Below are 13,558 nucleotides of genomic sequence, written 5' to 3'. Positions count from 1 at the left end.
TTATTGTTGAAATCTAAGGTGCTGGCGCCGCGTCAGGACCCGCTTGCGCGGAAGGCAACACATCGCCGGACCCGCTCAGGGCGATCTTCAATTGTTCGGTGTCGAGGGCCTTTTCCCAGCGCGAGACCACAACGGTAGCGACGGCATTGCCGATGAAATTGGTCAGGGCCCGGCACTCGGACATGAACCGGTCAACGCCCAGGATCAGGGCCATTCCGGCCACGGGCACCGAGGGCACCACCGACAGCGTGGCCGCGAGTGTAATGAACCCGGCACCGGTGACGCCGGCCGCGCCCTTGGAGCTGATCATGGCCACACCCAGCAGCAACAGTTGGTCGCCAATCGTCAGGGGCACATTGCAGGCCTGCGCAATGAACAGCGCCGCCAGGGTCATATAGATATTGGTGCCGTCCAGATTGAACGAATAGCCGGTGGGCACCACAAGCCCGACCACGGACTTGGCACAGCCGGCCTTTTCCAGTTTCTCGATCAGACTGGGCAGGGCGGCCTCTGACGAACTGGTTCCCAGCACCAGGAGGATCTCAGCGCGAAGGTAGCGGATGAGGCGGAAAATCGAGAAGCCGTTGGCCGAGGCCACCAGGCCCAGCACCACGACAACAAACAGGAACGAGGTCAGGTAGAAGGTCGCCACCAGGCCGGCCAGATTGGCGATGGAGCCAAGACCAAACTTGCCGATGGTGAAAGCGAAGGCACCGAAGGCCCCGATCGGCGCGGCCTGCATGACGATGTGGACGAGCTTGAAAAAGGCCTGGGCAACGCTTTCCAGGAAATCGACCACCGGCTTGGCCGGCTCACCAACCATGGCCAGGGACAGGCCAAAGAGGATCGAGACGAACAGCACCTGCAGGATCTCGCCGTCGGCGAAGGCGCTGACCACGGTGTCGGGGATGATGTGCATCAGGAAGCCGACGATCGACTGATCGTGTGCCTTGGACGCATAGCTGGCGACCTTACCGGCATCGAGGCTGGCTGGATCGATGTTCATTCCGGCGCCAGGATGCACCAGGTTGGCGACGACCATCCCCAGGATCAGGGCGAGGGTCGAGAAGAAGAAGAAATAGGTGAAGGCCTTGGCGGCCACCCGGCCGACCTTGTCCAGATCGCGCATTCCGGCGATGCCGGTCACCACCGTCAGGAAGATCACCGGCGCAATGACCATCTTCACCAACTTGATGAAGGCATCGCCAAGGGGCTTCAGACTCTCGCCGATCTGAGGCCAGAAATGGCCGATCGCGGCACCGAGGACGATCGCGACAAGCACCTGGGCATAGAGCTGCCGATGGAGGCCCTTTCGTGGAGCCGGCATGGTCGAGTCGATACGCATGTTTGCTTTGCCCTGCGACCCAATGCGGTCGCGCTTCCGTCCCTTGAAGCCCCTTGGTACCGGAGCCTTAAAGGACGATCATTTGTCGCCAGCCTTGGCGCAAGCAAATCACGCGAGTTTCGTATTCCATTGTCCGCAAAAGATTTTTCGGCAAAAACCCCGGAAACGGGCCCTATGGAGCGAGCGCATTTCCGCCTCAAGCTTCATGGTTTTGTGCGAAAATCCGCACAAAACAGGACCAAGGCGTCTCCGGGAGTCTTGAGGGGCCGGCTAAAAGATCCGGTAGTCCGACGCTGGATGCTCTTCCTGGCAGCCGCGGCCGCCATGACCATCATCGCAACCCTGTCGTCCGGACAACTGGCCGGCCGGCGTGTCAGTCAGGATCTGGCGCGGCAGGCCCATTCTTCGGCCGTATTGCACGCGGCGGTCCTTCGCAGCGAGCTGGCGAAGTACCGCTCCCTGCCCTTCGTGCTGGCCCAGGACCCCGACGTCGCCTCGACCCTGCGCAATTTGGAACCCGCTCGCATCGACGCCCTCAATCGCAAACTGGAGACCCTGAGCCAGGGCACAGGGGCCGCAGTGATCTATGTGCTGGACGACAAGGGCATGACCATTGCCGCCAGCAATTGGCGCAGACCGACCAGCTTCGTCGGCTCTCACTATGGCTTTCGACCCTATTACCAGGACGCCATGCGCTCAGGCGTTGCCGAGCTCTTTGCCCTGGGCACGGTCAGTCGGCGGCCGGGTCTTTTCATGTCGCGCCGGGTCAATGACGCGGTGGGGGTCGCCGGCGTGGTCGTGGTGAAAGTTGAGTTTGAGGCCCTGGAGCAGGACTGGTCGGCCTCGGAGCCTGCTTTCGTCGCAGACCCGGACGGTGTGGTGCTGGTGACCAGCGTGCCAGACTGGCGGTTTGCCATGCTTGCCCCCCTTTCCGCCAAGACCAAGGACGCCTTGCGCGCCAGTCACCAGTTTGGCGAAGCAGCTTTCTCCTCGCTGCCCCTGAGCGACAACCTGGTGGCAGGGGGCAAGCCCACCCTGGTGAACGGGAGCGCGCCAAGGATGTCATCCACGCGCTTCATGGCGGCAAGTACACCAGTGGGAGCCTCGGGATGGACGGTGTTCACCTTGACCCCGACCGGTCCTGCGCTGCAGACGGCGATGACGGCGGCGCGAGTATTGGCCTTCACCATGGCCGTGGTGCTGACCGGGATCTGCGCGGCCCTCTTGCGCTGGAGGGGCCTATCGGCTGCCCGGACTGCGCGGCAGGAGGCAGCCCGCATCGAACTGGAAGGCCGGGTGGAGGATCGCACCGCCGAGCTTCGTCGGGCCAATGACCAGCTGCTCGTCGAAATGGATGAGCGACACCGTGCGCAGGCCCACGTCCAGCTGATGCAGGATGAGCTGGTGCAGTCCAACAAGCTGGCGACGCTGGGCCAGATCGCTGCAGGCGTGGCCCACGAAATCAACCAGCCCGTCGCCGCCATCCGCGCCTATGCCGACAATGCCGCCGTCTTCCTGGATCGCCAGCAGCCGGGTCCCGCGCGCGAAAACCTTGGCCAGATCTCGTCCCTGACCGAACGCATCGGCGTGATCACCAACGAGCTGCGCTCCTTTGCCCGCAAAACCAACGCACCGCCTCAGTCCATGCGCCTGGGCGACGCCATTGATGGGGCCTTGTTGTTGATGGGGGCACGCCTGCGCCAACACGGGGTCACGATTGATCGTCTCGGCGACCTGGAAGACCAGCGCGTTTTGGCCGAGCGCTTTCGACTCGAACAGGTACTGGTCAATCTGCTGCAGAATGCCGTTGAGGCCCTGGAAGGTACCGCAACCCCGCGCATCACGCTCAGGGTCGTCTTGCGGCGCGGTCTGGTCCGTTTGCTGGTGTCCGATAACGGCCCCGGGGTCAGTCAGGGCACTGCGGCGACCCTGTTTATTCCGTTCGCCACCACAAAGCTTCGAGGCCTGGGCCTTGGCCTTGTGATCTCGCGCGACATTGTGGCCGAGTTTGGCGGCGAGCTGACCCTGGAGCCCGCGAATTCACCCGGCGCGGTCTTCGCCATCACGCTTCGGAAAGCCAAATGATCCCTGATGTCCCCGTCAACAAGGTAGCCTTCATTGACGACGACAACGACTTGCGCGCCGCCAATGTCCAGGCGCTGCAACTGGCCGGCTTCGAGGTCCTGGCCTTCAGCTCGGCCGAGGCCGCGCTGCGAGTTCTGGGGCGCGACTTCCCGGGCGCGGTCGTCAGCGATATCCGGATGCCGCGCATGGATGGCCGGCAGCTTTTTCAGAAGCTCAAGGATGAAGACCCCGACCTTCCCGTGATCCTTGTGACCGGCCATGGCGACATCGCCGAAGCGGTCGAGGCCCTGCAGGCAGGGGTCTATGACTTCGTAGCCAAGCCCTATGGTCCAGAACGACTGGTAGCCAGCATCCGCCGCGCTCTGGAGAAGCGTCGGCTGGTTCTGGACAATCGTCTTCTTCGCAGCACTGCCGAGAGTGCCAAGACCGACTGGCCACTGATCGGCCAGACGCCGATCATGGACCGCCTTCGCGCCACCCTCCGTCAGCTGGCCAATGCCGATGTCGACGTCTTGCTCGAGGGCGAGACCGGCGTTGGCAAGGAACTGGCCGCCCGCGCCCTGCACAACTGGGGACGCCGGTGCCATCGCGCTTTTGTCGCTGTCGACTGCGCAGCCCTCCCCTCCGCCGCGCTCAATAGCGAGCTTTTCGGTCACGAACTGGGCGCTTTTGACGGGGCGGTTCGGCAACGGGTCGGCCGCATCCAGCAGGCCGACCGGGGTACGCTCTTTCTCGACGAAATCGAGACCCTGCCCCTCGAAGCTCAGGGCAAGTTCCTGCGGGTTCTGGAAGAACGCGAGATCACGCCGCTGGGCTCCAACCAGGTCCAGACCCTGGACCTGCGCGTCGTGGCATCCGTCAAGTCAGACCTCTCCGAGGCCGTATCAGGCGGGCTGTTTCGGGCGGACCTTTTCCATCGCCTCGATGTCGTGCGCCTGCGCATCCCGCCCCTCCGCGAGCGGCGCGACGATATTCCCTTGCTGTTTGCCCATTTTCTGGCCCGAGCCTGTGAGCGACTGGACGGTCCTCAGCCGGTTGTCACCGACCAGATGCGCTGGCGGCTGCACAATCACAGCTGGCCCGGAAATATCCGGGAACTGGCGCATTATGCCCAGCGCGTGGCACTGGGACTGGCTGACGAGGCTGACTCCAGCACTATGGCGGAGCATCCGCCCCTGCCCGAGCGCGTAGCCTCCTATGAGGCGCGTGTGATCGAGGACACCCTGACCGCAACGGCAGGCGATATCCGCGCGACCCTCGAAGTGCTGCGCATCCCGCGCAAGACCTTCTATGACAAGGTCGATCGTCACGGGATCGACCTTGCCCTTTACCGCCAACGATAGTGGAAAGTCGCATTGGGCGGCCTTGCCCAGCGCAGGACGAACTGCCCTTCACCGGCTGGGGTCTACATGGGTCGAGAAAGGCTGGCGCACCGGCCATGCAGGCGGCCGCCTCGGGGTCAAGTCGAATTGTCGACGGCTTGCAGACTGGTCAGCCGCGGCGCGGCGGCGGCATGGACAAGGTAGATCTCGCCATCCGCGTTACTCCGCCTTTGATACTTGTTCAGAACCGCGTTCAGCTCCTGCTGCAAGGTGCCTAGATCAAGGGCCGACAGCCGCAGGACACGCCACGCCTCAAAGGCGCTGCCCGTCTCACCCCGGCTGCGGACAATGCGTCCTCGGGCCGACCCAGCCGCCGTGGCCCTGAACAGAATTCCGCCTCCGCTCCGGCTCACCTGTTCACCAAGGCTACTGCGCAGTTCCGTGGCGAGGTCGTCACCGAAGCCCTTCACCACAACCTCGTGCGAGATAAAGAAGCTGTCACCGGCCGCCCGGTATAGTTTGATCGGCCTGCCCGCGCGCCGTATCTGGCCAACCTCGCGCATCAGTCCCAGCGTCTTCATCCGGCCGAGATGATAATGCAGCCGCCGAAGATCCATGCCTAGCGCTACAGCAGCTTCGCCTGCTGACCTCGCCCTGCCGGTGAACCACAGCAGGATGCGCCGCTGATTGGGGTTGGTGAACACGGCCGCCATCCGCGGATCGGTGACCACCAGTCTACTCAGCTTCTGATCTTTCATGAGGAGTAGCTATCCGGGTATCTCGGCATCACAACAAGAAGGAATGGAACGAACATGGCGATGGGGCGCAGAACTTTTGGCGGTGGTGCCCTTGGCTTGATCGCCTTAGCCAACTCCGCCTCGACGGCACTTGCCGCCGATCCCCCGTCCGGCAGCGAGGCCTTTGCCGCGCTCCCGGCCTGTTTCACCGCGCAGGCATCAGCTACGCCCTTTGCCGGAATCGTCATGGCCGCCGACGGCGAGAACCGCTTCACGCGCGTGGCAGGCACAACGGACGGCATCAGGGAGCCAACGACCAATCAGCGTTATCACCTCGCCTCCGTCAGCAAGGTGCTCACCCAGGTCGCCATCGCACGACTGGTCGACCAAGGGCGGATCCAGCTCGACGCGCCGATTTCTACCTATCTGCCGGAACTTCCGGCGGAGTTTGGTGTGATCACCGTCAATCAACTGCTTCAGCATCGCGCCGGTGTTTTCTCGGCGACCATGATGACTCCCGATCTCGTGGAGGCCGTTCTGGGGGCGCGCAGCCACCGCGATCTTTTGCCGACGGTCCTCAGCCGGCCGCTAGCCTTCGTGCCAGGCACCCAGTCGCAATACTCAAACGGTGGCTATTTCGTCCTCGGCGCGATCATCGAAGCCGTTTCCGGCCGCAGCTATTCCGGCCTGGTTGACGCCGAGGTTCTCCGCCCCCTTGGCATGACCCGCACCGCACTCGAGCCGACCGGAGACACGGCAGAGCCTCTGACCCGCATGGCCGGTCCCGGCGAGCCTCCACGCGCGACACCGGCACCCATGAAGGGATTTCCGCCCCTCCCCGCAACGGCCGCTGGAGATGGGGTCAGCACCGCTGAGGACCTGCTCAAACTGGCCCGCGCACTTGCCGGCAGCAGCTTTGTTTCCACCGTGACAAAGGCGGCTGTCTTTCCTCAGCGAGGTCCAGTCTGGCGCATCGGGCAAGGTGGTGGCCGCCCCGGCGCAAACGCCTATTTCATGGTCTATCCCGAGCGCGATGCCGCCGTGGTCGTCCTGACCAACAATGATCCGCCCGCAGGCGAACTCATGGGTGAGGTGCTGGGCACCATGATGTCCGGCCAACCCTGTCGCCCCCTGACCGAGGCCGACCGGCCATCGCCGATGCGCATCATCCGCCCGCCTCCGCAGCCTTCCTAGTGCGTTCATTGGCCTTGCCCTCTCAGGGCGGGTCACAAGAGGGCGGTGGCCGTGGCTCGCGATTATTGTCGGCTTACAATGCGTCCCCTGATCTTCAGGGGCCGTCCATGCTATGCGCGGTCGTCCCTGCCATAGAGTCCCGCCGTGAACGCCCCTCGACCGCCCGTGATCTTCATTGACGCCGACGCCTGCCCGGTGAAGGATGAGGTCTACAAGGTCGCCGCACGTTACGGCCTGAAGACCTATGTCGTCTCCAACAGCTGGATCCGGGTTCCGGTGACCCCAGCAGTCGAACAGGTCGTGGTCGATGCCGGCCCTGACATTGCCGACGACTGGATTGCTGAACGCGCTCAGCCGGGGGACGTCGCGGTCACAAATGACATTCCGCTGGCCGATCGAGTGCTTAAGGCTGGCGCGGCTGCCTTGGCTCCCAATGGCCGGATCTTCACTCTGGACATGATCGGTTCAGCCTTGGCCTCGCGGTCGATCGGCGAGCATCTGCGCTCAATGGGCGAAGTCACCAGTGGCCCCAAGGCCTTCGGTCCCCAGGACCGCAGCAAGTTCCTCCAGGCTCTCGACACGGTGGTCGTGAAGGCCATACGAGGTCGCCGATGATCGAGATCACCAGCTGGCTTCGGATCGACGACGATGAGCTTGTCGAGCGGGCCGCTCGCGCGTCCGGCCCGGGCGGACAACATGTCAACAAGACCTCCACGGCCATCGAACTGCGCTTCGACGTCCGCAACTCCCCAGCCCTACCCGAAGACGTCAAGGTGAGACTTGAAAGCCTGGGCGGCAGCCGAATGACCCAGGACGGCGTTCTCGTCCTGTTTGCACAGGGCAGCCGCTCGCAGGAAATGAACCGGCAGGAGGCGCGGGAGCGCCTTATCGAGCTGATCCGACGGGCCACGGAGAAACCCAAGCCCCGAAGACCGACCAAACCCACCTATTCCAGCAAGCTCAAGCGACTGGAGACCAAAGGAAAACGGGCCGGCATCAAAAGCCTTCGCGGCAAGCCGAGAGGCGACGACTAGGCCGACAACTCCTGGGCGGTTAGGGCTTCAAGAGGCGTATTGAATGCCAGAACGTCCTGCTTCCACTCGGGCTCTTCGATCAAACCGCCCAGCATCTTCCGCAAATAGCCAGTCATCACGGCCTGCTCTTCGGCGGTCAGATCTCGGCAGACTTCGGCGTTGAGGGGGCGAATATCGGCGCGAATTCGGGTGAGCAGGGCCTCGCCTGACTGCGTCAGACTGATCACGACGATGCGACGGTCAGAAGGTGACGTCTTGCGCTCAACCAGACCATCGCGGATCAAGCCATCAATCGATCGGGTCAGGGTGGTACGATCGCTGGCCGAGAGTTTTGCCAGGCGGGTCATGGAGCATTCGCCAAACCGCCTCAGGGCAATCATGGCGATCCATTTGGAGAAGGTCAGGCCATGCCGGGCAATGCAGTCGGATGCCAGGGCGCGCCGGTGCTGTTCGGTCTGATAAAGCAGGTATCCGAGATAGCTCGGCAGCGGCAGGGCATGATCTTCACCAACGTCCTGCACCACCATGTCGTCCCCCCGGATCGCGTGGGCGACTTCATGTCATGTGACCCGGCTCCACGCAACCAAGGTCGGGCCCTCGCGACGTAAAATTGAGCGCGATCGCACTGGTTCGGATCAGAAGCCACCTGGATTCGAAAAAGGCCCCGCGAGGCAGGCTCGCGGGGCCAGGTCAGGGCCGGGGATGAAACGGCTTCAGGCGTTGGCGGCGGCCCGGTTACGGGCCCGTCCGCGGCTAAGCCAGTCGTCTGGATAGGTCTCTCGGACCGTGATCGACTTGAATTGGCTGACCGGAATTCGCGCCGCGTCCCCGGGATTGAGATCGCGCGATACAGAATGGCCGGCGAATTCCTCGATGATGGTGATCACCTGGCTGCTGCCGGCGGTGTTCTCGATGAGGACCATGTTCATGGGGATCTACTCAAAGCAGGCTGTGAAAATTCTGGAGCGGACGGGTCGACCTCAACCGAGGCGCTGTTGGACCCGTTTTTCCGGGACTCCCCGACGCGTCCAGGCCTCGATCTCGCCGGCGGACTGAAAGCGCCGGAAAGCCCCCTGGGCATGCAGATCGCAATAGGATCCGCGCTTCGGCTTCTCGCGTCCGCAGAAGCCGAAATCCGTCTGGTCCGGATTGCCAATCGGCCAGCGACAGGAGTGTGTCTCGAGGCCAAGAATGCCCGAGGTGGGCTCGAGGTCGACGATGGTCGGAGCCACCCGGATGACCGGGTTTCGGACCGGTGCGATCGGCGTGGTGGAACGCGCACGGACCTGGACCCGGTTCGACACGCGCGCGGACGATGCCCGGGGGCGTACCGGCATCTCTCGAGCGGTGATGCCAAGGCGATGAACCTTGCCGATGACAGCGCTCCGGCTGACGCCGCCCAGCTGTCGGGCCACCTGGCTTGCGCTCATGCCTTCAAGCCAGAGCTTCTTCAGAACCGCAGTACGTTCCTCGTTCCAATCCATCTTACTTTTTCCCAACCCGAGGCGGGGCAGCCCCCCCGCCGCTTTTGGGTAGGATCATGGTTAACGGCCGTCAAATATATATGTGCATAACCACGGTTCGCGATTTCACCTTTCGTGTGTGGAATCATAAACCTACCGATCATTGTCGCAGGGGTGCTGCTGGAACCGTTACGGAAGCTTGACGGCATAACGCCGGTATACGAGAAAATGTGGTCCAGAACCGGGGCTTTATTTGAATGTGGCGCGGCGTCGCATAGTTTGCGTCCAAGTGTCGCTCGGAGAGTTTCATGCGCCTTTTTCCAATCGCCGCTATCGCGGCACTCAGCGTGTCCCTGGTTGCTTGCTCAAAGACCGAAAACGGGTCCGAGGCTAAAACCGCGCCCGCTCCGACTGCCACAGCGGGTCCGAGCGACGCTGAAAAGGCCGCACTGCTCGCCACCCTTCCCGCCCCTTACAATGGCGGCGACCTGGCCAATGGTCAGCGGAAGTTCGCCCTTTGCCGCTCGTGCCACACTATCGCAGAGGGCGGCCCTGCCCTGACGGGTCCGAACCTCTACGGCGTGTTCGGAAGACAGGCCGGTGCGCTTGCGGACTTCGCCTACTCCCCCGCCGTCAAGGCGGCCGGCTTTGTCTGGGACGGTGAACACCTGGACAAGTGGCTTGCAGATCCGCGCGGTTTCATGCCCGGCACCAAGATGTCGTTCGCCGGTCTGAAGGACCCGAAGGATCGTATCGATCTGATCGCCTATCTGAAGGTCGAGACGGGCTACAAGCCTGCAACATGATCGCAGGCAGAGCTCAACCCTCAGCAGGCCAGGATCAGACCCTCCTTGAGGTGGGGCTGATCCTGGCCTGTAAGGGCTCACATGAGCGACGGCTGAGCCGGTGGCAGCCTGAACCGATTGATCAGGCAACATGACATCCCGCGAAGCCCAGATTCTCGAACTCTACGAAGCGTTCAACAACCGGGCGTTCGATGATTTCTTCGCCAGGGTGACAGCCGATGTCGACTGGACCAACGACATCGACGACAGCCGACTGATCGGCAAGGCGGCTCTCCGCCACTACACGCTCGATGAGACCACGGCCTTACGCGCGGAATTCGCGCCGATCCACGTCCAGGTTCTCGGGAATAGTCGAGTTGCGGTCCTGGCCCACCAGACCATTCGCAGCGCATCCGACGGCTCTGTGTGGTCTGAAACACGAGTGCGGCACATCTTCACGCTCGAAGATGGTCTGGTCACACGTATGGACTCCCAGCGCGACGAAGCCAGCCAGGACAAGGCCGTCACCCTTGTCCTTAGTGCGTTGCATAGAGCCATTGAGGACCACGATATTGAGGCTGTGGTCGCCCTGTTCCATCCAGAGGCCCGTATCCCGGAGAGTCTGGACCAAGGCCTTCTGGTGGGCCACGAGCAGATCCGAGCCTATTTTCTCCGGCAGTTTGTGGAGATCCAGGTCAGTACGAGACTGCTGTGGGTGCACCCCCTTCCTGACGACCGTGCAGACGCGATCGTCCATGTGACCGTCCACGACCCCCGGGGTGACTTACAGTGGGAGGGACAGGTTTCGGCAAGCTATCGGCTTGACCAGGGCCTCATCGCCGAAATGACCTTTGCACTGCTCTCAGGAAGCTGATTTGCGACAAGAACGCGCCCTTCTGGCCAAGGCCTATGACGCTTTCAATGCTCGGGATGCCGCTGCCCTCGGCGCGGTCCTGCATGACGAAGCGCAATGGCCCGACAGTCTTGAAGGGGGCCAGGTTCAGGGGCGTCAGGCCGTAATCGACTATTTCGCCCGGCAGTTCGACCTCATGCAATTGGACGCCCGGCTTGTGACGGTTCGTGAAGAACCGCCGGCCCGGATCGTACTTGAAATCCAGTACGCCGTCAGAAGCCGCGAAGGGCAGCTGTGGTCCGACACCCGAGCTGTTCTGGCCTATGACTTTGCTGACGGCTTGATCCGGCGAATGACCGTGCTGGAAGGCCTCTAGGCCAACAGGTCTGCGCAGGCGTCGAGCACGGCGTCGGCATCCAGTCGATACTTGCCATAGAGGTCAGGCAGGTCCCCGGACTGCCCAAAGGTTTCCAGGCCCAACGCCCGCAAGCGTTGGCCACGAACCGATCCAAGCCACGAGAGCGCCAGGGGCGAGCCGTCGGTCAAGGTGACCAGGCCTGCATTGCGGTCCAGGTCCGACAGCAGGGTCTCGATGGTCGAACCCTGCGCACCCTCGCCTGACCAGCGCGCGCGTCCACTCCGGGTCCAGTCCCGATGCAAAACATCAGCGGACGTCACGGCCAGAAGACCGGCCTCGGGCATGTCCTCCTTCAGGGCTTCAAAGGCGGCCAGGGCCTCCGGGGCCAGAGCCCCGCTAAAGACCAGCGCGAGGCGGGCACCCGGCAGGGGCGGCCTGAGCCAATAGGCCCCGTCGATGGTGCCTTTTCGCCAGGAATCATCTGTACGCTCTGGCTGGACAAGAGCCCGGGTCGAAAGCCGCAAATAGGTCGAGGACCCCGTCGGATCCTGAATGCGCTCGAAGGCACGGGCCATAAGCACCGCCGTCTCGTCAGCGAAGGCCGGCTCATAGGTGTCGAGCCCCGGCTGGGCCATGCCGATCACAGGGCTGTTGATCGACTGGTGCGCGCCCCCCTCCGGTGCGAGCGTCAGGCCACTGGGCGTAGCGACCAGCAGGAAACGCGCATCCTGATAGCAGGCATAGTTCAGGGCATCGAGACCGCGGGCGATAAAGGGATCGTACAACGTCCCCACGGGAAACAGACGTTCGCCAAACAGCGGCGCTGTCAGCCCCAGGGCCGCCAGAGCAATGAACAGGTTGTTCTCGGCAATGCCGAGTTCGACATGTTGACCGGTCTCGGCCATCGACCACACCTGGGCCGATGGGATACGGCGGCGCTTGAAGACATCGTCATGCGCCCGCCGATGGAAGACGCCGCGTCGATTGACGAACCCGCCCAGATTGGTCGAGACGGTGACGTCGGGCGAGGTGGTCACCACCCGGCCCGAGAACTCGTCGCTGCGGCGCGAAATCTCGAACATCACCTTGCCGAACGCCGACTGGGTAGACTGCTCCCCACCTCCGGCCACGGCCGCCAACAGCTCGTCGGCGCTGGGCGTTGCGATAGACGGGGCCTGATGCTGGCGCACAACATCTGCGGCAAAGGGCGCACGGGCCAGCAGACCCTTGATTGCGGTGCGTTCGGCGCTGGACAGGCCAGACAGAGGATCCCACTCCTCGCCCGCGACAACGCCCAGACGCTGCCGCAGCTCGGCGATCTGTGTCGGGGTCATCAGGCCTGCGTGGTTGTCCTTGTGCCCCTGGAACGGTAGCCGCAAGCCCTTGACCGTATAGGCGATGAAGAACCTTGGAGCATCGTCGTGACTGGCGCGTTCGAAAGCCTCGAGCAGGGTCTCAAGACAATGCCCGCCCAGTTCGGTCATCAGCTCACCGAGGTCTGCGTCCTTGTAGGACGCGATCAGGGCCAGTGCCGCGAGGTCTTCAGCCAGATCGGCATTAAGACGCTCGCGCCAGGCCGATCCCCCTTGGTATGTCAGGGCCGAATAGAGATCATTGGGGGCGGTTTCGATCCAGGACCGCAAGGCTTCTCCGCCCGGTTTGGCGAAGGCATCGCGCTGACGACGGGACCATTTGAGGGTTTCCACAGTCCAGCCAGCGGCCTCGAAGATCTCACCATACCGCGTGAACATGCGGTCCTGGGTCGTCGCGTCCAGGCTCTGGCGATTGTAATCGACGATCCACCAGGTGTTGCGAACGTCATGTTTGCAGGCCTCGATCAGGGCCTCATAGATGTTGCCTTCATCCAGCTCGGCATCGCCAAGTAGCGATATCATCCGCCCCATGGATTCCGGTTTTACGGCCCCGCGTGCCGCCAGATAGTCCTGGGCCAGGGAGGCAAAGGCCGTCATGGCCACGCCAAGGCCCACCGACCCGGTCGAGAAGTCGACGTCATCGACATCCTTGGTACGGGACGGATAGGACTGCGCCCCGCCTAGCGACCGGAAACGCTTGAGATTGTCCAGGCTCTGACGGCCGAACAGATGCTGGATGGCGTGGAAAACCGGACTGGCGTGCGGCTTGACTGCCACCCGATCCTGCGGCCGCAGCGCCTTCATGTAGAGCGCGGTCATCAGGGTGGTCATCGATGCGCAGGACGCCTGGTGCCCCCCGACTTTCAGTCCGTCACGACTCTCCCGCAGGTGATTGGCGTTGTGGATCGTCCAGGACGCCAACCAGAGAATGCGTTCCTCTATACGGCGCAGGAGCGCAATCTCCTGCCGCTTGGCGGTCATTGAGCCGTCAGGCATGCTTCCTCACCGG

The 13,558-nt window shown here is 63.1% G+C and carries 14 protein-coding genes; 8 read left to right on the top strand and 6 right to left on the bottom strand.

Going from position 1 to position 13,558, the window contains the following annotated elements; translation table 11 throughout:
- Positions 1-13: 13 nt before the first annotated feature.
- On the bottom strand, positions 14-1,345 hold the full coding sequence (locus AQ619_RS06765; protein WP_062145720.1) for a dicarboxylate/amino acid:cation symporter: 1,332 nt from the start codon (positions 1,343-1,345) through the stop codon (positions 14-16).
- Positions 1,346-1,669: 324 nt separating this feature from the next.
- On the opposite strand from AQ619_RS06765, the gene AQ619_RS06760 reads away from it, so the two are divergent.
- The gene (locus AQ619_RS06760) at positions 1,670-3,430 is read left to right on the top strand and encodes a sensor histidine kinase (RefSeq protein WP_236849541.1); all 1,761 of its coding nucleotides are present in this window, start codon (positions 1,670-1,672) and stop codon (positions 3,428-3,430) included.
- Positions 3,427-4,773, top strand: a complete 1,347-nt coding sequence (locus AQ619_RS06755) for a sigma-54-dependent transcriptional regulator (RefSeq protein WP_062145716.1) — start codon at positions 3,427-3,429, stop codon at positions 4,771-4,773. Before AQ619_RS06760 ends, AQ619_RS06755 begins: the two co-directional genes overlap by 4 nt.
- Before the next feature lie 116 nt (positions 4,774-4,889).
- Here AQ619_RS06755 and AQ619_RS06750 read toward each other — a convergent pair whose 3' ends face one another.
- Entirely contained in the window at positions 4,890-5,510 is a 621-nt protein-coding gene (locus tag AQ619_RS06750; RefSeq protein WP_062145714.1) for a helix-turn-helix domain-containing protein, read from the bottom strand.
- Between the two features lie 54 nt (positions 5,511-5,564).
- On the opposite strand from AQ619_RS06750, the gene AQ619_RS06745 reads away from it, so the two are divergent.
- The 3 genes from AQ619_RS06745 (at position 5,565) to arfB (ending at position 7,717) form a co-directional block, all read left to right on the top strand.
- Positions 5,565-6,683 carry a serine hydrolase domain-containing protein gene (locus tag AQ619_RS06745; protein WP_062145712.1) on the top strand — a complete coding sequence of 373 codons (1,119 nt, stop codon included), beginning with the start codon at positions 5,565-5,567 and terminating at the stop codon, positions 6,681-6,683.
- 165 nt (positions 6,684-6,848) lie between these two features.
- Entirely contained in the window at positions 6,849-7,298 is a 450-nt protein-coding gene (locus AQ619_RS06740) for a YaiI/YqxD family protein (protein ID WP_062145710.1), read from the top strand.
- Complete coding sequence (arfB, locus tag AQ619_RS06735) at positions 7,295-7,717, top strand: alternative ribosome rescue aminoacyl-tRNA hydrolase ArfB (protein WP_062145708.1); 423 nt, start codon at positions 7,295-7,297, stop codon at positions 7,715-7,717. The genes AQ619_RS06740 and arfB overlap by 4 nt, the downstream gene beginning before the upstream one ends.
- Here arfB and AQ619_RS06730 read toward each other — a convergent pair.
- The 3 genes from AQ619_RS06730 to AQ619_RS06720 form a co-directional block, all read right to left on the bottom strand.
- Positions 7,714-8,244 carry a MarR family winged helix-turn-helix transcriptional regulator gene (locus AQ619_RS06730; RefSeq protein WP_062145706.1) on the bottom strand — a complete coding sequence of 177 codons (531 nt, stop codon included), beginning with the start codon at positions 8,242-8,244 and terminating at the stop codon, positions 7,714-7,716. The genes arfB and AQ619_RS06730 overlap by 4 nt on opposite strands.
- A 186-nt stretch (positions 8,245-8,430) precedes the next feature.
- Positions 8,431-8,646 carry a hypothetical protein gene (locus tag AQ619_RS06725; RefSeq protein WP_062145704.1) on the bottom strand — a complete coding sequence of 72 codons (216 nt, stop codon included), beginning with the start codon at positions 8,644-8,646 and terminating at the stop codon, positions 8,431-8,433.
- Between the two features lie 51 nt (positions 8,647-8,697).
- On the bottom strand, positions 8,698-9,201 hold the full coding sequence (locus AQ619_RS06720; protein WP_062145701.1) for a GcrA family cell cycle regulator: 504 nt from the start codon (positions 9,199-9,201) through the stop codon (positions 8,698-8,700).
- A 287-nt stretch (positions 9,202-9,488) separates the two neighbouring features.
- On the opposite strand from AQ619_RS06720, the gene AQ619_RS06715 reads away from it, so the two are divergent.
- The 3 genes from AQ619_RS06715 (at position 9,489) to AQ619_RS06705 (ending at position 11,194) form a co-directional block, all read left to right on the top strand.
- Entirely contained in the window at positions 9,489-9,986 is a 498-nt protein-coding gene (locus tag AQ619_RS06715) for a c-type cytochrome (RefSeq protein WP_062145699.1), read from the top strand.
- A 130-nt stretch (positions 9,987-10,116) separates the two neighbouring features.
- Complete coding sequence (locus tag AQ619_RS06710; protein WP_062145697.1) at positions 10,117-10,839, top strand: nuclear transport factor 2 family protein; 723 nt, start codon at positions 10,117-10,119, stop codon at positions 10,837-10,839.
- Between the two features lies 1 nt (position 10,840).
- Entirely contained in the window at positions 10,841-11,194 is a 354-nt protein-coding gene (locus AQ619_RS06705; protein ID WP_062145695.1) for a nuclear transport factor 2 family protein, read from the top strand.
- Here the strand turns inward: AQ619_RS06705 and AQ619_RS06700 are convergent.
- Entirely contained in the window at positions 11,191-13,545 is a 2,355-nt protein-coding gene (locus AQ619_RS06700) for a transketolase family protein (RefSeq protein ID WP_062145693.1), read from the bottom strand. The genes AQ619_RS06705 and AQ619_RS06700 overlap by 4 nt on opposite strands.
- Positions 13,546-13,558: the final 13 nt, after the last annotated feature.

This window comes from Caulobacter henricii, from assembly GCF_001414055.1.
Taxonomy (GTDB): Bacteria; Pseudomonadota; Alphaproteobacteria; order Caulobacterales; family Caulobacteraceae; genus Caulobacter; species Caulobacter henricii.
The sequence above is the reverse complement of the archived record's forward strand: the minus strand, read 5'-3'. Positions and strand labels throughout refer to the sequence as shown.

Coding starts and splice junctions, on each gene's coding strand:
- AQ619_RS06700 (WP_062145693.1), bottom strand. CDS start 13,545: ATGCCTGACGGCTCAATGACCGCCAAGCGGCAGGAGATTGCGCTCCTG.
- AQ619_RS06720 (WP_062145701.1), bottom strand. CDS start 9,201: ATGGATTGGAACGAGGAACGTACTGCGGTTCTGAAGAAGCTCTGGCTT.
- AQ619_RS06715 (WP_062145699.1), top strand. CDS start 9,489: ATGCGCCTTTTTCCAATCGCCGCTATCGCGGCACTCAGCGTGTCCCTG.
- AQ619_RS06725 (WP_062145704.1), bottom strand. CDS start 8,646: ATGAACATGGTCCTCATCGAGAACACCGCCGGCAGCAGCCAGGTGATC.
- AQ619_RS06760 (WP_236849541.1), top strand. CDS start 1,670: ATGACCATCATCGCAACCCTGTCGTCCGGACAACTGGCCGGCCGGCGT.
- AQ619_RS06745 (WP_062145712.1), top strand. CDS start 5,565: ATGGCGATGGGGCGCAGAACTTTTGGCGGTGGTGCCCTTGGCTTGATC.
- AQ619_RS06755 (WP_062145716.1), top strand. CDS start 3,427: ATGATCCCTGATGTCCCCGTCAACAAGGTAGCCTTCATTGACGACGAC.
- AQ619_RS06730 (WP_062145706.1), bottom strand. CDS start 8,244: ATGGTGGTGCAGGACGTTGGTGAAGATCATGCCCTGCCGCTGCCGAGC.
- AQ619_RS06750 (WP_062145714.1), bottom strand. CDS start 5,510: ATGAAAGATCAGAAGCTGAGTAGACTGGTGGTCACCGATCCGCGGATG.
- AQ619_RS06765 (WP_062145720.1), bottom strand. CDS start 1,345: ATGCGTATCGACTCGACCATGCCGGCTCCACGAAAGGGCCTCCATCGG.
- arfB (WP_062145708.1), top strand. CDS start 7,295: ATGATCGAGATCACCAGCTGGCTTCGGATCGACGACGATGAGCTTGTC.
- AQ619_RS06710 (WP_062145697.1), top strand. CDS start 10,117: ATGACATCCCGCGAAGCCCAGATTCTCGAACTCTACGAAGCGTTCAAC.